17 protein-coding genes are annotated in these 19,308 nt (G+C 62.9%); 10 read left to right on the forward strand and 7 right to left on the reverse strand.

The annotated features are described in order from the left end of the window. Positions 1–20: 20 nt before the first annotated feature. Both G3N94_RS00535 and G3N94_RS00540 read left to right on the forward strand, forming a co-directional pair. The gene (locus G3N94_RS00535; RefSeq protein ID WP_205789752.1) at positions 21–1,199 is read left to right on the forward strand and encodes a chromate transporter; all 1,179 of its coding nucleotides are present in this window, start codon (positions 21–23) and stop codon (positions 1,197–1,199) included. Positions 1,200–1,386: 187 nt separating this feature from the next. Then, on the forward strand, positions 1,387–2,376 hold the full coding sequence (locus G3N94_RS00540; RefSeq protein ID WP_241021456.1) for an MBL fold metallo-hydrolase: 990 nt from the start codon (positions 1,387–1,389) through the stop codon (positions 2,374–2,376). 72 nt (positions 2,377–2,448) lie between these two features. Here the strand turns inward: G3N94_RS00540 and G3N94_RS00545 are convergent, their stop codons facing one another. From G3N94_RS00545 to G3N94_RS00565, 5 genes are all read right to left on the reverse strand, one after another. Then, on the reverse strand, positions 2,449–3,510 hold the full coding sequence (locus G3N94_RS00545) for a DMT family transporter (protein ID WP_205789754.1): 1,062 nt from the start codon (positions 3,508–3,510) through the stop codon (positions 2,449–2,451). Between the two features lie 238 nt (positions 3,511–3,748). Then, on the reverse strand, positions 3,749–4,051 hold the full coding sequence (locus tag G3N94_RS00550) for a helix-turn-helix transcriptional regulator (RefSeq protein WP_205789756.1): 303 nt from the start codon (positions 4,049–4,051) through the stop codon (positions 3,749–3,751). A gap of 136 nt (positions 4,052–4,187) precedes the next feature. After that, positions 4,188–6,053 (reverse strand): biosynthetic-type acetolactate synthase large subunit, encoded by a 1,866-nt coding sequence (ilvB, locus tag G3N94_RS00555; protein WP_205789765.1) that lies wholly within the window; start codon positions 6,051–6,053, stop codon positions 4,188–4,190. 361 nt (positions 6,054–6,414) lie between these two features. After that, on the reverse strand, positions 6,415–6,993 hold the full coding sequence (locus G3N94_RS00560; RefSeq protein ID WP_205789769.1) for a DJ-1/PfpI family protein: 579 nt from the start codon (positions 6,991–6,993) through the stop codon (positions 6,415–6,417). A gap of 6 nt (positions 6,994–6,999) precedes the next feature. After that, positions 7,000–7,170 (reverse strand): hypothetical protein, encoded by a 171-nt coding sequence (locus G3N94_RS00565; protein ID WP_205789774.1) that lies wholly within the window; start codon positions 7,168–7,170, stop codon positions 7,000–7,002. A 576-nt stretch (positions 7,171–7,746) separates the two neighbouring features. Between G3N94_RS00565 and G3N94_RS00570 the strand changes: the two genes are divergently transcribed. Continuing rightward, the gene (locus tag G3N94_RS00570) at positions 7,747–8,772 is read left to right on the forward strand and encodes a GlxA family transcriptional regulator (protein ID WP_205789776.1); all 1,026 of its coding nucleotides are present in this window, start codon (positions 7,747–7,749) and stop codon (positions 8,770–8,772) included. Further along, positions 8,769–9,299, forward strand: a complete 531-nt coding sequence (gene mug, locus G3N94_RS00575; RefSeq protein ID WP_205789973.1) for a G/U mismatch-specific DNA glycosylase — start codon at positions 8,769–8,771, stop codon at positions 9,297–9,299. The genes G3N94_RS00570 and mug overlap by 4 nt, the downstream gene beginning before the upstream one ends. On the opposite strand, the gene G3N94_RS00580 is transcribed toward mug, so the two are convergent. Next, on the reverse strand, positions 9,260–10,192 hold the full coding sequence (locus G3N94_RS00580) for a LysR family transcriptional regulator (protein WP_205789778.1): 933 nt from the start codon (positions 10,190–10,192) through the stop codon (positions 9,260–9,262). The two genes, mug and G3N94_RS00580, sit on opposite strands and share 40 nt — an antisense overlap. A gap of 426 nt (positions 10,193–10,618) precedes the next feature. Here G3N94_RS00580 and G3N94_RS00585 point away from each other — a divergent pair, with 426 nt between their 5' ends. The 6 genes from G3N94_RS00585 to G3N94_RS00605 all read left to right on the forward strand — a co-directional run bounded on the left by G3N94_RS00585 (position 10,619) and on the right by G3N94_RS00605 (position 17,257). Beyond that, on the forward strand, positions 10,619–11,293 hold the full coding sequence (locus G3N94_RS00585; protein ID WP_205789953.1) for an antibiotic biosynthesis monooxygenase: 675 nt from the start codon (positions 10,619–10,621) through the stop codon (positions 11,291–11,293). Positions 11,294–11,448: 155 nt separating this feature from the next. Continuing rightward, positions 11,449–13,056: an MFS transporter gene (locus G3N94_RS00590; RefSeq protein WP_205789955.1), complete on the forward strand. Its 1,608-nt coding sequence runs from the start codon at positions 11,449–11,451 to the stop codon at positions 13,054–13,056. A gap of 11 nt (positions 13,057–13,067) precedes the next feature. After that, the gene (locus G3N94_RS00595; RefSeq protein WP_205789957.1) at positions 13,068–14,144 is read left to right on the forward strand and encodes an HlyD family secretion protein; all 1,077 of its coding nucleotides are present in this window, start codon (positions 13,068–13,070) and stop codon (positions 14,142–14,144) included. Then, a complete protein-coding gene (locus tag G3N94_RS00600) occupies positions 14,141–15,679 on the forward strand; it encodes an efflux transporter outer membrane subunit (protein WP_205789780.1) in 1,539 nt (512 codons plus the stop codon). Before G3N94_RS00595 ends, G3N94_RS00600 begins: the two co-directional genes overlap by 4 nt. A 21-nt stretch (positions 15,680–15,700) precedes the next feature. Beyond that, entirely contained in the window at positions 15,701–15,859 is a 159-nt protein-coding gene (locus G3N94_RS43120; protein WP_346778622.1) for a hypothetical protein, read from the forward strand. Positions 15,860–16,027: 168 nt separating this feature from the next. Next, a complete protein-coding gene (locus G3N94_RS00605) occupies positions 16,028–17,257 on the forward strand; it encodes an MFS transporter (RefSeq protein ID WP_205789782.1) in 1,230 nt (409 codons plus the stop codon). A gap of 166 nt (positions 17,258–17,423) precedes the next feature. On the opposite strand, the gene ilvD is transcribed toward G3N94_RS00605, so the two are convergent. Beyond that, the gene (gene ilvD / locus G3N94_RS00610) at positions 17,424–19,283 is read right to left on the reverse strand and encodes a dihydroxy-acid dehydratase (protein ID WP_205789784.1); all 1,860 of its coding nucleotides are present in this window, start codon (positions 19,281–19,283) and stop codon (positions 17,424–17,426) included. Positions 19,284–19,308 lie beyond the last annotated feature (25 nt).

Consider the following 19,308-nt stretch of genomic DNA (forward strand, 5'->3'; position numbering starts at 1 on the left):
AACGACGCGGAGACACGATCATGACCACCGCCATCGCCGCGACCGAACCGACCTATTCGCTGGCCGAACTGGTCGCATACATGCTGCGTCTCGGCACGTTCGGTTTCGGCGGACCGGTCGCACTCGCGGGCTACATGCGTCGCGATCTCGTCGAGCGCCGCGGCTGGATCACGGAAGCCGATTACAAGGAAGGGCTCACGCTGGCCCAACTCGCACCGGGGCCGATGGCAGCCCAGCTTGCGATCTATCTCGGCTTCGTCCATTACCGCATCCTCGGCGCAACGCTCGTGGGATTCGCGTTCGTGCTGCCGTCGTTCGTGATGGTGCTCGCGCTCGGGTTCGCCTATGCGCATTTCGGCGGACTGTCCTGGATGCAGGCCGTCTTCTACGGCGTTGGCGCCGCGGTGGTCGGCATCATTGCGATGAGCGCGTACAAGCTGACGACGAAAACCGTCGGCAGCGACAAGCTGCTCTGGGCGATCTTTCTGACGCTGGCAACCGTGACCTTCATCACGGAATCCGAAATAGCCTGGCTGTTCGTTGCCGCCGGCCTGATCGGCTGGCTTTGGCGCGCGCCGCCGAGGTGGCTCCACAAGGGCGGACTGAATGCGGTTGCCGCCGCCAATCTGCCGGCTGCCAGCGCACTACTGAGCGGCATCGATCTTCCGCTGCTCGTTCAGATCGCCGCGTTCTTCATGAAGGCCGGCGCATTCGTGTTCGGCTCCGGGCTCGCGATCGTGCCGTTCCTTTACGGCGGCGTCGTGACGGAGCACCACTGGCTGAACGACAAGCAGTTCGTCGACGCTGTCGCCGTCGCGATGATCACGCCGGGTCCGGTCGTGATCACGGTCGGATTCATCGGGTATCTCGTAGCGGGCCTGCCCGGCGCGTGCGTTGCCGCGCTCGGCACGTTCCTGCCTTGTTATCTGTTCACGGTCATTCCGGCGCCTTACGTGAAGAAGTACGGCCACCGTCCGGGCGTCAAGGCGTTTGTCGACGGCATCACCGCCGCGGCCGTCGGCGCGATCGCCGGCTCGGTCCTCGTCATCGCGAAACGGTCGATCGTCGACATCCCGACCGCACTTCTCGCCATCGCAACGGTGCTGCTGCTGTGGCGCGTCAAGACGATGCAGGAGCCGATGATCGTGACCGCGGCCGCTCTCATCGGACTCGTCGCTTACCCGTTACTCCACCATTGACTCGTATCTCCGGGAAGCGATCGTAACGTATCAGATGACAGCGTTGCCCTGTTCGCCTGCCAGCGTCACCGCCGTTCGATCGACCCGGGGTAAGACGCTCGCAGCGATGCAGCGCCGCACTATACTGATCGGCAACTGCGTGAAATCTAGGCGTGAGCTGTTGCCAGGCTCGACTGAGGAGACCCGCATGAAGCGACTTTGGCGAATCGCGGTGAAGGCCTGCGCATTTCTGTGTGTTGTTGCCGGATACCCGAGCGCCGCAATGGCACAGGATCCGGCGAGTCCCGATGTCTTGCGCGTCACGTTGCTCGGGACGGGCGCGCCCGATCCGACGATCGATCGTTTCAGTGTCAGCACGCTGATCGAGGCCGGCAACCAGAAAATACTCATCGACGCCGGGCGTGGCGTCACGATGCGGCTCGGTCAGTTGAACATCCCGCTCGGCAGGATCGACGCGCTCTTTCTGACCCAATACCATTCCGACCACACTGTCGGCATTCCCGACCTGTGGCTTACCGGGTGGCTGCCGCCCCCGTTCGGGCAGCGCAGCGGGCCGTTCCACGTGATTGGGCCGACCGGCGCCGCCGAGCTGATGGCGAATCTCGAGCGCGCGTATGCGACGGACATCAGAATCCGGATGGCCGACCAGAAGCTCTCGCGAGCAGGCGTCGAGGTCAAGGTCGACGAGTTTTCGAAGGACGGCGTCGTGTACGAACGGGGCGGGCTTCGCGTCACCGCAGTCGAGGTCAATCAGGGCGAAGCAGTCAAGCCTGCATACGGATACCGAATCGACTACGCAGGCCATGCCGTTCTCGTGTCGGGCGACACGAAGATGAACGAGAACGTCGTGAAATACGGCACCGGCACCGATCTGCTGGTGCACGAGGTGTTCGCCGTCAAGCCGGAATTGATGAAAAGCCCCGCGATTCAGCGCATCGCCGCGCACCACGTCACGCCTCAACAGGCCGGCGTGGTGTTCACCCGTGCGCGCCCCAGGCTCGCTGTCTATACGCACCTTTCGTTGATCGGCTCGCCAACTGTGCCGAGCGTGACGACCGATGAGATCGTCGCGCAAACACGCGAAACGTACGACGGCCCGTTGGTCATCGGCGAGGATCTGATGGCATTCGACATCAGCGCCAACGGCATTGCGATCTATCGACGCGGCAACCGCTAGGCCAGCCGTCGAAACCCCGCGCGCCCGATCATTGGATGTCCGAACGGCTGCATCCCGTTCAGCCGCGACCGCTCAATGCCGATGGCGGTGATGGATATCCGGGAAATGTGCGTGCGAATGCGTGATCGGCAGATGCACGTGCGGATGCGTATGCGGTTCGACACCGTCGTACTGGAAATCATGCTCGTGCTGATGATGCTCGTCGTGACGGTGACGATGCGCATGCTCGATCACGTCGTGCGTGTGCTCGTGCTCGTGCCGCTCGCGCACGTGCAGCCAGATCCCGAGCGCCATCAACGCCGCGGCGATCCAGAACGTGACGGCCGGCAGCTCCGGCCAGATCAGCAGCGACAGCGCAACGCCAAACAGCGGCGCAACGGAAAAATACGCGCCCGTACGCGCCGTGCCGAGGTGACGCAGCGCGACGACGAACAGCACGAGGCTGATGCCGTAGCCGCAGAGTCCCGTCAGCATCGCGGCAGCGGTTGCCGTCACCGGCGGCAGCGCCGCGCCGGCGAGCAACGCGATCGCGATGTTGACGGGGCCGGCAAACAGGCCTTTCAGGCACGCGATCACCATCGCGTCGTTGGCCGACACCTTGCGCGTGAGGTTGTTGTCGATCGCCCAGCACAGGCACGCGCCGGCGATCAGCAGCGCGCCGGTCGGCACGCGCGCTTCGCCGGGCGCCCACGACAGCAACACGCCGCCCGCGACGATCGCCACCATGCCGAGGAATACCTGCACGTCGACATTCTCGCGGAACACCATCCACGCGATCACGGCCGTCAGCACGCCCTCGAGATTGAGCAGCAGCGCGCTCGTCGCGGCCGGCGTGCTCGCCAGGCCGAGCATCAGCAGCGCAGGCCCGGCGACGCCGCCCGCGGCGATCGCGCCCGCCAGCCACGGAATTTCCGATCGCTTCAGCGCATGCTCGTCCGCGGTTCGCGTGGCCGGCCGGCGCAGCCGGCGAACCACGATGCCGATACCGAGGCCGATCCCGCTCCCGAGGTAGAACAGCCCGGCCACCATGAACGGCGACATCGCGCCGAGCAGCGCCTTGGCAACAGGCGTCGCGGCACCGAACAGGGCGGCGGCGGTCAGGGCGATGGCAATCGCGTTGAATCTCGGGTTCATGTTTTCGGGGGCTGCAGGAGTGGCACAGGGGTTGCTGTCGTGTGTCGGTCAACCGCGCATCACGACGCTGGGCGGATCGGAACGCACACAGCGGGTTACCCGACCGGACCGGAGCCCACCATTATCCACCAGCCGCCTTTCGATTTCGTTCGGTAGCAACCGGCACGTCGCACCGGCGAGTTCCACCGGACCCTGTACGCCCGTTCGCACGCTATGTCCCGATCGACTCAACCGCTTGTCATAGGTGCAAGTAAACCTGCTTGCCAAACGCGCGTATCACCTCTTCGTTCCGAGACACAAATGTCCATTGACCCACTCGGGTCGAAACGAGAAGTCCGGCATCGATCAACGTCGCGACATGTGCCGATACGGTCGACTGCGATAGACCACTGCGCGCATGAATCGCATTCGATGGAACGCCATGGCGAAAGTCGATGGGCCCCCGCGCGAACGCTTCATTCGGCGTCTTCAGCCACGCCAGGATTTCACGCCGTAAGGGGTTCGCGAGGGCCTTATGAATCAGATTCGTGTCAATCACCATGATGTTCGACCAGGATCGGGATAGAAGCCAAAAATACGGGGGCAAGCGAGTGCTGGAGTACGGAATGCATCGCGCTGATCGCTCAGTTCCACGCCCACGTCCGCATCAAGCGCCGCTGCGCCGGGACGCAGTATCGTCAGAACATGTCGGCGCTGTACTGGCTCCCTGCGTCGTGAATTCCGCCTCCTTGGCCAGGCCGAGCCGGGATGAAGGGCCCCGTGACCATCATCGAGTAGCTTTGACCCGGACCCACCATCGGGAACACATCGGCGTTCGGGTCAATCATCACTTCGAGAAAGGCTGGCCCGTCAAATTCAATGAATGCCTTGAGTCTGTCCACGAGTTCGCTCATCGCTTCAACGCGACAAGCAAATTCAAACCCGTCGGCCCGTGCCGCCATCACAAAATCCTTGCGATGAAGCGCCTTGTCGCTCACGAACATCCGTCCATCAAAAAAAAGACGCTGCCACTGCCGGATCATCCCGTCACCGCGATTGTTGAGGAGCAGCACCTTCACAGGAACACCATACGTACTCGCCGTTTCCAGTTCGCCCACATTCATCCGGATACTGCCGTCACCGTCGATGTCGATCACAAGCGCGTCCGGCCGCGCCAACTGGGCGCCGATCGCTGCGGGCAGCCCAAAGCCCATCGTTCCCATGCTGCCCGACGTCAGAAAACTGCGCGGCTCGACGAAATCGAAATACTGCGCGGCCCACATCTGATGCTGGCCGACACCCGTCGTGATGATGGCGCGCCCGCCGGTCATCTCGCTAAGTTTCTCGATCACGAACTGCGGCTGAATCGCGGCGTTGTTCCGGTCGTAATTCATGCCGTAGCGGCGCTTGAGTTCCGCCACCCGGTCGAGCCAGTCCGACGGCGTTTGCACAACCCGGTCATGCGTCATCAATGACAGCAACGCGTCCTTCGCATTGCCGACGTGAGACCACTGTGCTCGCTTGACCTTGTTGATCTCCGCCTCGTCGATGTCGATGTGAGCCACATGCCGTGCGCCCGGCGCGAATCCGTCAGGACGGCTACCGACAACCCGATCATCGAATCGGGCACCCACGGCGATCAGGAAGTCGCAGTCTTCGACTGCATAGTTTGCACAGGCGGCACCATGCATTCCCAGCATGCCAAGCCACAGTTCGTGTTTTGCCGGTATCGCGCCCAGGCCCATGAGCGTGGTCACGACAGGAATCCTGTAGCGCTTCGAAAACTGCAGCAACTCGGCGGTCGCGCCCGCCGCGACAATGCCACCGCCCACATACAGCAGCGGTCGCCTGCTCTGCGCGAGAAGATCGAAGAATTCGGCGCGCTTGTCCTCGTCGAGACGAGCGCCCTTTGCCACCATTCGAAGACGATCCGAGTACCCGCGAAACTGCAAGGTACCGTGTCCGACATAGGGCCCCGTCCAGTTCTGGATGTCCTTGGGCACGTCCACGACAACCGGCCCCGGACGACCGGTGCGAGCGATTTCGAATGCGCTTCGCAGTGTCTGTTCCAGTTTCGCCGGATCGGTCACCAGGAATACCTGCTTTGCGCACGCCGACATGATGTTGAAGACGGGTGCCTCCTGGAACGCGTCGGTGCCGACCATCGCGCGAGGCACCTGTCCGCATATCAAAACGACGGGAACCGAATCCCCGTTGCAGTCGGCGATCGGGGTCACCGCATTTGTCGCGCCCGGCCCGGACGTCACCATGAATACGCCGACTTTTCCGCTGGCACGTGCGTATCCGGCAGCCATGAAGCCCGCAGCCTGTTCGTTGGCCGGCACGACGAACTTGATATGGCGCTCGGGGTTTGCGTTGTACCCTTTGTTGAAACGAAACACGGCGTCATACGTGGGCAGGATCGCGCCGCCGCTGTATCCGAACAGCGTATCGACGCCCTGTTCTGCGAGCACTCGCAGGATGATGTCGGCACCGGACATCAATTCGCCGACGTGACTCGGTTGCGGAAAAACTTGCGACGTAACGCGTGGATTTTGGGTCATGGCTGACTCGTATGAAAGCCGGTGCTGACACCGTCAGCAACCAAGATCAAAGGACGACTTCCCTTCCAACTCGAGAGCAGCGCATGTTCGACACCGGTTCGTGGACGATTGCTCCGACGGGTTCCCCGTATCTGGCCCGGTCCATCCAGCACTTTCTCAAGTGAGCTTCCGGCAGCATTGCAAAGAAGGGTGAAAATCATTCTGCCAACGATCGACCCTGCCCGCGCGCCCAAGAAGCTCACTTGCAGGCCAAAATGGGCATCATCCGCGCCACGGCGGATCATGACGTCGCGGTTCGGCCCATCGATCCGGCATCCTGGAAGAAGCGGGCGTCGTTGATCGGGCGGGTTTGCTTCCTGCTTCAATCTCGCCGCACCAACAACGTTTTGGCGATGCGCTCGACGACGCTTTCGCCGAGATCCTCCTTGACCAGGGCCAGGGCCAGATGGATACCGGCGCCCACCCCATCCGCCGAGTAAAGGTTCCCGTCCTTCAGGCCATTCAGACTGGTTACGACGTGTACCAATGGATGCTCGCTTGCGAGACGTCGCGCATCGCCCCGATGCGTGGTCAGCCAGCGATGATCGGCAAGACCGGCACGCGCGAGCAGAAGCGCACCGTTGGACACGGTCGCGAGCTTTCGTGCGCGGCGTCCGGTTTCATTGAGCCAATCCACCAGCTCCCGATGCTCTCGCTGCGAACCGGCGACCGGGGACCCGGGTATCACGACGATGTCGAACGACGTGCGCGCGTCCGTCAGGCACGCGGTCGTGCCCACCGGGGTCCCGTTCGAACACACGACCGGCCCGGGCGCCGGCCCGACGAGATGCTGTTCGTAGAACATCTCGCCACACAGGCGGTTTGCCTCCTGAAACACATCCATCGGACCACTCACCTCGAGCAGCCGAAACCCGGCGTACAGCATCATTGCAACATGCATGGAGCATTACTCCGCAAACGCACTCGAGACAAACGCCGACTGTCTTGCCGCATCGAAAGGGGCACGCCACTCGTCCGTGACCGACGCCGGGTCGGCCAGATAAAGTTCGTACTGCTCCTCGACATGGCGGGCATTTCCCTCGAACAACAAAGAGGTCTGACGTTCCTGAATCGACATGATGAATCTGTCCTTTCCGGGTGCCGGGTCTCGACTTCGACCGTGACGTGGAGGTGGAGGTGGAGGTGGAGGTGGAGCGACGGTAGCCCGTCATCCTGGCCAGCCCGAGTTCCAGCCAGGTTCTGCTGTGATGTCCGGGCAATCTTCCCGCTCGCGTTTTTGAAACGAAGTCTAGCCAGCCGGCATCGCAGCGGAAACACGTACATGGAGCCGTGCGTGGCCAATTGCGGCGAGATTTGGGCCACGTCGCGTCACCGGTATCGCCACGCCTTCCGCCCGGCTCCAATGTCGCGAGTGCTGCAATGCACAAGCCGAAAGAATGGCTCTCCAGGGCCCGGGGATCGGAAGTGGAATCTGCTTCCGGCGACGCCGAAGAATGCGGACATTGCTTACAGTCAGCCTTCTTCCAGAGCCGCAAAAGTCAATTACCGGACTGCGCGCCCCTGCAATACGGCCGTTGCGGTAAGCTGGCGCAACGCTCGTTACCGCGGTCTGTCACGCCGAATCGAAACGCGACGACAAGGCGTCGACGCATGGCGCCGACGGGAGCGTGCTCTTACTTGCTGAAGGTCAGGAATGAAAGTCGCCATTGTCATCTTCGATGGTGTGCAGGCGTTGGATGTCGCAGGCCCACTCGACGTATTTGCGGAAGCCAACACATATCTTCCTGATCATCAGAGATATGAGGTTTCCCTCGTAGGAAGCCAGGCCGGCACCGTGACCTGCTCGAACGGGATGCAACTTTCCGTCCCGGTCGGCTTTGCTGAGCTCGACATTCAATATGACCTGGTGTTGGTCGCAGGGGGGCCGATGCTGCCCGACTCTCGACCATCGTGCGACGTCCTGAATTGGCTGCAACATCAGGCACATGGCGCGACGCGGTTTGGCTCCGTTTGCAACGGAACGTTCCTGCTCGGCCACGCCGGCCTGATCGACGGCAAGGAAGTGACGACCCACTGGGCGGTCGCAGCCCGCTTGGCCGATGAATTCCCGCTGGCAAGCGTACAACCCGACAGCATCTTCATCCGTGACGGGCGCTTGTTCACATCCGCCGGCGTGACGGCGGGCATTGATCTGTGCCTGTCGTTCGTGTCGGAAGATTGGGGACACGAGATGGCGGTACGCATAGCGAAACAACTGGTTGTCTACATCCAGCGCGATGGCGGGCAGTCCCAGTACAGCCCGTTCGTCTCGGCAGGCAAGGAGGAGGACCCGATCATCGGCAAAGTCCATCAGTACGTGACCGAGCACATCACCGATACGCTGTCGATCGAGCAGCTCGCGAGCGCCGTGTCGGTGAGCCGCCGGACCTTCTCGAGGCTGTTTGCGAAGCATGCAAAGGTGACGCCGTCCGCGTTTGTCGAACAGATTCGCGTCGACACGGCGAGGACGTTGCTCGAAACGTCGGATGCGCCGCTCAAAACCGTCGCATACCGATGCGGCTTTCACAGTGCCACACACATGCGGATGACGTTCTCCCGGCGGCTCAATGTTACGCCGCAACAATACCGGCAACGGTTCAGGGGCGCGGCAGGTTCACCTCGGAGCGCCCAGGTCGGGGCCGACCACCCGATCGGTTCGCAAGGGCTTGTGTATCCGTGAGTCACGCCGATTCGGTTCAGCCTCTTCCTGACGTTCTCGAACCCGGGTTGTCGGTGATATTTTGCGGAATCAATCCTGGGCTTCGTTCGGCATCGAGAGGCCACCACTTCGCGAACGGAAGCAATCGGTTCTGGCGTGTCGTTCACCTGGCGGGGTTTTCTCCCGAACAGATTCGTCCCGAAGATGATTGCACGCTGCTTCGATATGGTTGCGGCCTCACCACGGCAGTTTCGCGTCCGACGGCGCGGGCCGACGAGTTATCGCGGTCGGAGATCGAAGCGGCCGCGTCCGGATTCGAGCGGAAAATCGAACACTATGCGCCCCTGTACATCGCGTTTCTTGGCAAAGTCGCGCTTGCTGCAATGTCTGGCAAGCGCGATATCCAGTGGGGGCTGCAACCCGATGCGTTCGGCGGTGCACGCGCGTGGGTCTTGCCGAATCCAAGCGGCCTGAACCGGGCGTTCGACCTCGATTCGCTGGTTGCCGCCTACCGGGAATTTCGCGTTGCCGTGGCGTCCACGCCTTGAAGTTGTGCGTTGTTGCGCAGCGTCTCGGTAACGAAATCGACAAAGGCCCGTACCTTGCCGCTGGCGCCTCGCCGCTCGACGTGAAGCAGGTTCACCGGGATTGGCTCGGGCTCGAATGCCGTCAGAACAGGCTGAAGCCTGCCGTCGAGCACCTCGGGAGCCGCCTGATACGACAACAGCTGGGTTATCCCGACGCAGTCGACAGCGGCCAGAACGGCAGCAGGAACCAGGTCGACAATCATCCGTGGCCGAAGTCGGACCGGCACCCTCGAACCGTTGTCGTGGAACACCCACTCGAGCGGAAGCGAGACACCCGTGCATGACACACAGTCGTGATGGATCAGGTCTCGGGGATGATCGGGTTCTCCATGTGCGGCGAGATAGGCGGGCGCCGCGTACGTTCGCTGCCGTACGAAGCCCAGCGGAAGTGCGAATATCGAAGAATCTCCCAGGTGGCCGATCCGGACGGCGATATCGACGCCCTCCTCGAGCAGTCGTGTGGTTCGGTCGACATACACGGCATTGACGCTGACACCGGGGTAACGCAGTACGAAGGCATTCACGAGCGGCGCAATGAATCGCTGGCCGAACAGCACCGGGGCCGAAACAGTCAACGTACCCACGGGGTTCTGGTGATCTGCGGCAATATTCACCTCGGCGTCCGTAATCACGTCCAGCACCTTGCGGCAGGCATCGGCGTATGCGGTGCCGGCATCCGTCGCCCGGACGGAGCGCGTGCTGCGCGCTAGCAGTTGCGTGCCAATTCTGGCTTCCAGCGAATGGACCGCCCGAGAAACCGCGGCGGTCGACAGTCCAAGCTTCTCCGACGCGGCAGTGAAGCTGCCTCGATCGACGACGGCTACAAAGACTTCCATCTCGCGCAACTTGTCCATTCCGACTCCCGACTTGATCGACCGAATCCACACGTCGCGATTGTATGCGTGGCGTTCGGCATGCTGACCATTCGTATCTTCGAGTGGCCCAAAAATGCCCCAGGATGGCCGCTATCGATCTATTTCGATCCGGCATGAAGTGATCTTTTGTGCCGCTCGTCGTTGGCGAGGCTTGCCGTATCGGCCAGACAGAAAAAGACTCTTTCGGGTCATGTCGGTTGCAAAGGTATCCCTGGTCGCCGTGGCAAATTTCGCTCACTCATTGGCCCAAAACCTGACTTCCCCGCGCTTTGGGAAAGTCGCTCCATCTCCGACAATGAATTCCGTCACCGCGTGGCCGCGACACCCGGGAATACCGGTCCGCGTCACTGGCGCCGCGCATTTTCCATATCACGTCGTACAGCTAACCGAACGAGAGAGCCCGCCATGTTTTCCGCAATGCTTGAAGTAAAGCCGATACCCGAACAATTCGATGCCTACCTCGGCATGGCCAAGATGCTTCGGCCTGAACTCGAAAAGATCGATGGGTTCGTCGACAACACCCGCTATGGAAGCCTGACGCGCGACGGATGGCTCCTGTCGCTGTCGAGCTGGCGCGACGAGAAGTCGCTCGTGCGGTGGCGTACGACGACGAAGCACCACACCGTGCAGCAAGTGGCGCGCGATCGTGTATTTGCCGACTACCACCTGCGCATCGGTCAGGTCGTCACGGACACGTGCGTGCCTGCAGGACAGATCCTGCAGGAGCAGCGTCTGGACGTCACGGAGGTAGGTGCCGGCACAGCGGTCATGCTGCTCGATGCGACGTGCGCGCCGGACTGGCCCAGGCAGGCAGGCGCGGAAGCAGTCGCCGGATTGCTGGGACTCGACAAGGAAGCACCCGGACTTGTCGCATGGGACGCGTTCGACGCGCTGCTGACGCCCGGAGACGTGATCGTGGTAGCGACGTGGCGCGACCAGGCCGCTGCCGAAGCGTTCGAACGCGACGCAAACTTGCCGCAGGGTACGCGCGTTCGGCATATCCGCATTGTCCGGGAGTACGGCATGTTCGATCGTCGGGAAGCACCTCAGTATTTTGACGAAGTGCGTCCCAACGCGTGAAGCAGCCCGATGGCGATGCCGATTCGGTCCGTCGTTCGTGATTGATTGAATCGGGTCATTCCCGATCGAAGCCCGGATCCTTGCAAGCGGTTGCGCGCTGACGGCCGCTTGCAAATGCAGTCCCCTTCTTGAACCTGAACAGCCAGTGGCCCCTTATGAGCACCGCGAACCCTTTGACAACCGGAACAGGCGAGCCGGCGCTCGTTGCGTTGCAGGAGACAGAGACGCCGGTACGGCCAGGCCCCAAGCAGGCCGCGTTGTCGCTTCGTGTCGCTATCGGCCTGATCGGGATGCTGTTTGCGTCCTTGCTGGCGATACTCAATGAACAGGTCACCGCGTCGGCGATGGCGGATATTCAGGGCGCACTGTCGATCGGGCATGACGACGGGACCTGGCTGACCGCACTGTTCGAAGCGACCAACGTCGCGACGATGGTGTTTGCGCCATGGTTCGGGATGACCTTCACGCTGAAGCGATTCACGATCGGTGCCGTGCTCGCCACTCTGCTGCTCGGGGTTCTTTGCCCATTCGCACCGAACCTGCCTGCACTTTATGTGCTGCGTGTTCTGCAGGGGATCGCCGGCGGATGCCTGCCGCCGATGCTGATCATTGTGGCGCTGCGCTATCTGCCGCCCAAGGTCAAGCTGTACGGGCTCGCCGGATACGCACTCACCGCAACCGTCGGGCCGGCGCTCGGCACGCCGCTCGCGGCGTTGTGGACCGAGTATGTCAGCTGGCGTATGGCTTTTCTTCAGATCGTGCCGCTTGGCGTCGTGAGCTGTATTGCGATCCAGCTCGGGCTTCCGTCGGATCCGCTCAAACTCGAACGGCTTGGCTCATTCAACTGGATCGGATTCCTCACCGGATTCCCGGCAGTCGCCATGCTTGTGATCGGCCTTCTGCAAGGCGATCGTCTCGACTGGCTGAATTCCGGGTTCATCTGCGCGATGTTTTCCGGGGGGACGCTGTTGTTTGTGGTGTTCCTCGTCAACGAATGGTTTCACCCGCTGCCCTTTTTCAAGCTGCAGATGCTGGGCCGCCGCAACTTTGCGCACGGCCTCCTGACCCTCGCGGGCGCCGTGGTACTGCTGGTCGGCGTTGCTGCCATACCGGGCCAGTATCTCGCGAAGGTTCACACCTACCGCGCTCTGCAGACGGCACCGCTGTCGTTGCTGGTCGCGGTCCCGCTCCTGATTACGCTTCCTTTGACGGCGGCAGCACTGAACCTTCGGCAGATCGACCGCCGCTGGGTGCTGGGTATCGGGCTTTCTCTCATGGCAGCGACATGCGTGATGGGGAGCTTGATGACCTCCGAGTGGATTCGCGACAACTTCTACCTGCTTCAGTCGTTGCAGATCGTCGCCCAACCGATGGTGATCCTGTCGATCCTGATGGGGGTCACGACCGGCTTGCCGCCAACGGAAGGCCCGTTCGCATCGGCAATGTTCAACTCACTGAAGACGTTCTCCGCGGCTGCGGCGACGAGTCTGATCGAAGGATTGGGTACCGACCGCGAACGCTTTCATTCGAACGTGCTGGTGGACCATCTGGGCAACAACGCGTTGGTGACGAACCAGAGTATCGACGCCGTGCATGGCCTGGGTGAACTCGCGCAGCGGATCCACGAGCAGGCATGGGTACTGACTTCAGCGGATCTTTATCGCGTCATGGCGGGCATCGCCGTTGCGCTTCTTTTCCTTGTTCCGGTGTTGCCCGTGCGAATTTTTCCGCCGTGGACCATTACGCCGGCTCCTCCGCATTGAGGGACGATACCATGTCAACCGTCACCCGTTTTCCGTTCAAGACCGCTTACGTTGCCGCATCGATCGTCGCGGCCGGCATGGCCGTATGGGGCTGCACACGGCTTCTTTCCACGCCGGATACCGAATCCACAAACGATGCGTATGTCCAGGCGGACTTCACGCTCGTGGCACCGCGCGTCGCCGGACAGATTTCCGACGTTCTGGTAGACGACAACGAGTCGGTGAAGGCCGGTCAGTTGCTGGTGCGCATCGATGATCGCGACTTCCATGCAGCATTGCTGAGTGCACAGGCGGATGTGGCGGCGGCCAAGGCGTCCGTTGCCAACTACGATGCCGAGATCGCCCGGCAGCCGTCGCTCGTCGAGCAGGCGCGTGCGACGCTTCGATCCGACGAAGCCGGTATCGAGTTTGCGCGAGCAAACGCGTCGCGTTACCAGAGTCTTTCGGAAGCCGGCGCGGGAACGGCGCAGGAGCAGCAACACGCTTCGAGCACCCTCGCCGAGCAACTCGCGCAGCAGGCCCACGATCGGGCCGCGTTGACGGCGACCGAGCAGAACCTCGACGTCCTGCGCGCCCAGCGTGACAAGGCGGCAGGCGCGCTGGCACGTGCCGGGGCGGTCCTGGAGCAGGCCACACTCAACCTGTCCTATACAGAGGTTCGCGCGCCGGTCGACGGCAAGGTCGGGCGACGGTCAGCGCGGGTCGGCGCATTCGTGACGCCCGGCGCAGCGGTTCTCGCGATTGTCCCGCTCTCGGACGCCTATGTCGTCGCCAACTTCCAGGAAAACCAGATCACCAACATGCGGCGAGGCGCGGACGTACGCATCAAGGTCGACAGCTTCCCGGGCATCGTGATTCGAGGCCATATCGATGGTCTTGCGCCTGCTACCGGCGTGAGCTTTGCGCCTATCGCGCCTGACAACGCAACGGGCAATTTCACGAAGATCGTGCAGCGCGTGCCCGTCAAGATCACGATCGACCACGGGCAGCAGGCGGCATCTGCATTGAGCGTGGGGCTTTCAGTCGAAGCGGAAGTGGCCGTCGGCGAGCATCGCGATGCGCCTGCGGTGGGAGGAAACAGGAAATGAACACGAGCGAATTCTCCGTCCGTGAGACGGTACTGGCGATACTCGCAAGCCTTGTGATGGCTGGATGCACGTTGGGCCCGGACTTCGAACGCGCGAAGACGTCAACGCCCGACGTCTTCAACCGCACGACAACGGCGCAAGCATCGAGCAAGGCTGTCGAATCTCAATTCAGTCCGGATTGGTGGACACTGTTTGACGATCCGATATTGAACTCGATGGAAAGGCAACTGGCTGATGCGAACCTCGACGTGGCCGCGGCGTCGGCTCGGCTGCGACAGAGTCGGGCCGAACAGCGCGTTGCGGGTGCAGCAGAATATCCGACGCTCGAAGCCGCCGCTTCGTACAACCGCGAGCGTGGAAGCGAGAACGGCATTTTGTCGCTGCTTGGCGTCACGCCGGCGCAGACTCAGCCGCAATCGGCTTCGGGCAGCACGCCGCTCGGCGTGGCAGCGTTGCCGGGATCGAAGGGCTCGCCGGCTTACAACCTGTACCAGTCCGGCTTCGATGCGTCGTGGGAGATCGACATCTGGGGCCGGGTTCGACGCGGTGTCGAAGCGGCAACCGCCTCGACGAACGCGTCATACGAGGATCGCAATGCGGTTTTGCTTTCTTCCCGTGCCGAACTCGCGCGTGACTATATCGGGTTGCGCGATACGCAATCGCAGCTCGAGATCGCAAGACACAACCTTGAGATTGCGCGTGACGCGGTGAAGCTTACGCAGATCCGCGTACGCGAGGGCGTAACGACTGACCTGGACGTCGCCAATGCCTCTGCACAGGTCGAGTCGATTGAAAGTGTGATTCCGACGCTCGAATCGAAGTGCGAAACCACGATCAACGCGATCGGCGTGTTGCTCGCGAAGGAGCCGGGTGCGCTGCGGCAGACGCTCGGCGCACCGCGTGACATTCCGCCGCTTCCTGAACGGTTGCCAATCGGCTTTCCGTCCGAACTCGTGCAGCGCAGGCCGGACATCAGAAGATCGGAGGCACAGTTGCACGCTGCCACGGCGTCGATCGGAATGGCGAAAGCCGATTTTTATCCGCGCATTTCGTTGAATGGCAGCGCGGGGTTCCAGAGCCTTCAGCTTTCGAGCCTCGCAAACTGGGCATCCGGCCAGTTTGTCGTGGGGCCGTCGATCACGCTGCCGATTTTCGAGGGCGGACGTCTCAAGGGCATGCTCCACCTGCGCGAGGCACAACAACAGGAGGCTGCGATCAACTACCGACATACGGTACTCGACGCATGGCGGGAGGTCGACGATGCGCTTGTCGTCTACGATGCCGAACAGCGCCGGCGCGATCGGCTCGTATCCGTGGTGGCCCTGAACCGCCGCGCGCTGGCGATTGCACAGCAACGGTACAAGGCTGGAGCGGTCGATTATCTCGACGTGCTGAATGTGCAGAAACAACTGCTCGAAGCACAGAGCAATCTCGAGCGGAGCAAGGCGACCGCCGACACGAATCTTGTCACGCTTTGTAAGGCACTCGGTGGCGGTTGGGAATCGACGTACGCTAACCAATACGATGCTCGCTGACAAAGGGCTCACGCGGATGAACTGACGCCGACGGACTGGAAACCAGGCTTTGATAGAGCTGGTGTCTCACGTTGGCCATCCGTCGGTTACTGGAACTTGCCGAGCAGATCGCATGACGTGATCAGGGATGTGGGGAAACGGTCAAGTTCATTGAAAAACTGCACTCGTATCGATCACTAAAAGAATTGCGGATCGTCCCAAGCCAATTCGTTTGAATTATGTAAGGCCATTCCTCATACTAGACAGCATTCTCCGGTCGAAGGAGACGGCACTTCAGCGCCGCCGTTCGACCCGGTCCCGGCACGATCGTGCGTCCCACGGTACGGCCCTCCACGAGAGGATTTCCCCATGTTCGGCCAACAGATGCACCGTCAGGTGTTCGTTCTTGCCACCGCGCAGGCGCTGGTCCAGACCGCGTCGGTACTCGTGATGACGATCGGCGGCCTGGCCGGCAGCCAGATGACGAGCCGCGCCGAACTGGCGACCGCACCGATCGCGGCCATGTTCCTCGGCACCGCGACGGCGATGTTCCCCGCGTCCGCGTGGATGGCGCGGGTCGGCCGCCGCGCCGGCTTCGTGCTCGGCGCGCTGCTGGGCGTACTCGGCGGTCTCGTCGCGGCGCTCGGCACGTGGATGGGCTCGCTGGCCGTTCTCGCGCTCGGCATGTTTCTCGTTGGCACCTATCAGTCGTTCGCGCAGTTCTATCGTTTCGCGGCCAGCGAAATCGCCGACGACGGCTTTCGCGCCCGCGCGATCGCGCTCGTGCTCGGCGGCGGCATCGTCGCCGCGCTGCTCGGGCCGACCCTTGGCCGCTTCGGCGGGCCACTGCTGCAGCCGCTGCTTCAGCCGCTATACGTCGGCTCGTTCCTGATCCTGTCCGCCGTGTCGCTGCTCGCCGCCGGCGTGCTGTGCGCCCTGCGCATGCCCGACGCAACGGCGGACCACGTCGATACGCGCAGCGCACGGCCCTGGGCGCGCATCGTCACGCAGCCGGCCTATCTCGTCGCACTGTTCGGCGCCGCGACCGGCTTCGGCGTGATGATCCTCGCAATGACGGCGACGCCGATCGCGATGGTTCACCATCACCATGCGGTGTCGGTGGCCGCGACGGTCATCCAGCTCCACGTGCTCGGGATGTACCTGCCGTCCTTTTTCACGGGTTCGCTCATCGCGCGCTTCGGCGCGCTGCGCATCATGCTCGCGGGCGTCGCGCTGCTGGCCGGCCACGTGCTGGCAACGTTCAGCGGCGTGAGCTTCGGTTCGTTCGCGGGCGCGCTCATGCTGCTTGGCGTCGGCTGGAATTTCCTGTTCATCGGCAGCACGACGCTGCTGACCGCCACCTACAGCCCGGCCGAGAAAAGCCGCGCGCAGGCCACGAACGACATGACGATCTTTGTGATCGGCCTGACCTGCTCGTTCGGTGCCGGCGGCTTGCTCAAGGCATTCGGGTGGCAGACGCTCAACGGCCTGCTGCTGCCGTGGCTCGCGACGGCCGCGCTCGCGATCCTGTGGTTCGGCGTGAGGAACCGGCGGCGCGATCACGACACCGGCACACTCGAAGCGGAACCCACGCGCTGAACGGCACGACCGGTTCATCCCGCTCACCCCACCCGCCCGTTCGGCGCGTTCTACGAGGATCTGCTCGGCTGACACGGCACGCGAAAAAAAGCCGCTCCGAAGAGCGGCTTCGCGGCAGACGGGCACGCAGCCCGTCGCGGGGTCAGTCGGACAATCGAACAGTCAATCAGTCGTCCAGCAACGACAGGTCGCGCACTGCGCCCTTGTCGGCCGACATGACCAGCTTCGCGTACGCCTTGAGCGCCGCGGACACCTTGCGCGGACGCGGCTTCGCCGGCTTCCAGCCGATCGCGTTCTGCTCTTCGCGGCGGCGCGCCAGTTCCTCGTCGGACACCAGCACGTCGATCGTGCGGTTCGGGATGTCGATGCGGATCTTGTCGCCGTCGCGCACAAGGCCGATCGCGCCGCCGGCTGCCGCCTCGGGCGAGCAGTGGCCGATCGACAGGCCCGACGTGCCGCCCGAGAAGCGGCCGTCCGTCAGCAGCGCACAGGCCTTGCCGAGCCCCTTCGACTTGATGTAGCTCGTCGGGTAGAGCATTTCCTGCATGCCGGGGCCGCCCTTCGGGCCTTCGTAGCGCACGATCACCACGTCGCCGGCCTTGACCTTGTCGCTGAGGATGTTCTCGACCGCCTCGTCCTGCGATTCGGTCACGTGAGCCGTGCCCTCGAACACGAGGATGCTCTCGTCCACCCCGGCGGTCTTCACGACGCAACCGTCCAGCGCGATGTTGCCGGTCAGCACTGCCAGGCCGCCTTCCTTCGAGAACGCGTGCTCGTACGAACGGATGCAGCCATCGGCACGATCGATATCCAGGCTCGGCCAGCGCGTGTCCTGGCTGAACGCGACCTGCGTCGGAACGCCGGCCGGGCCGGCCAGGTAGAACGTGCGAACGGCATCGTCCTGCGTGCGGACGATGTCCCACTGGTCCAGCGCGTCCTTGAGCGTCGGCGCGTGCACGGTCGGCACGTCGGTGTGCAGTTTGCCCGCGCGGTCCAGCTCGCCGAGGATCGCCATGATCCCGCCCGCGCGGTGCACATCCTCGATGTGGTACTTGTTGGTGTTCGGTGCGACCTTGCACAGCTGCGGCACGATGCGCGACAGGCGGTCGATGTCGGTCATCGTGAATTCGATGCCCGCTTCGCGCGCGATCGCCAGCAGGTGCAGGATCGTGTTGGTCGAGCCGCCCATCGCGATGTCCAGCGTCATTGCGTTCTCGAACGCCTTGAAGCCCACCGAGCGCGGCAGCACGCGCTCGTCGTCCTGCTCGTAGTGCTGGCGGGTCAGTTCGACGATACGGCGGCCGGCGCGCTTGAACAGCTGCTCGCGATCCGCGTGCGTAGCCACCACCGTGCCGTTGCCGGGCAGCGACAGGCCGAGCGCCTCGGTGAGGCAGTTCATCGAGTTGGCCGTGAACATGCCCGAGCACGACCCGCAGGTCGGGCACGCGGAGCGCTCCACTTCGGCCACGTCGGCGTCGGAATAGGCGGTGTCGGCGGCGATCACCATCGCGTCGACGAGGTCGAGCTTCTTCAGCTCGACAGTCTTGGTGACCGGATTCGCGAGGCGCGTCTTGCCGGCTTCCATCGGGCCGCCGGACACGAAGATCACCGGGATGTTGAGCCGCATCGCGGCCATCAGCATGCCGGGCGTGATCTTGTCGCAGTTGGAGATGCACACCATTGCGTCGGCACAGTGCGCGTTGACCATGTACTCGACGGAATCCGCGATGATGTCGCGGCTCGGCAGCGAATAGAGCATGCCGTCGTGGCCCATCGCGATGCCGTCATCGACCGCGATCGTGTTGAATTCCTTGGCGACGCCGCCCGCGGCCTCGATCTCGCGCGCGACGAGCTGGCCGAGGTCCTTCAGGTGCACGTGGCCGGGCACGAATTGGGTGAACGAATTGACGACCGCGATGATCGGCTTGGAAAAATCGTCGTCTTTCATGCCGGTGGCGCGCCACAGCGAGCGCGCGCCCGCCATGTTGCGGCCGGCGGTGGAGGTTTTGGAACGGTATGCGGGCATTGTGGTTGCTGAAGAAATTTCGCAG

Source organism: Burkholderia sp. Ac-20353, assembly GCF_017104785.1.
Taxonomy (GTDB): Bacteria; Pseudomonadota; Gammaproteobacteria; order Burkholderiales; family Burkholderiaceae; genus Burkholderia.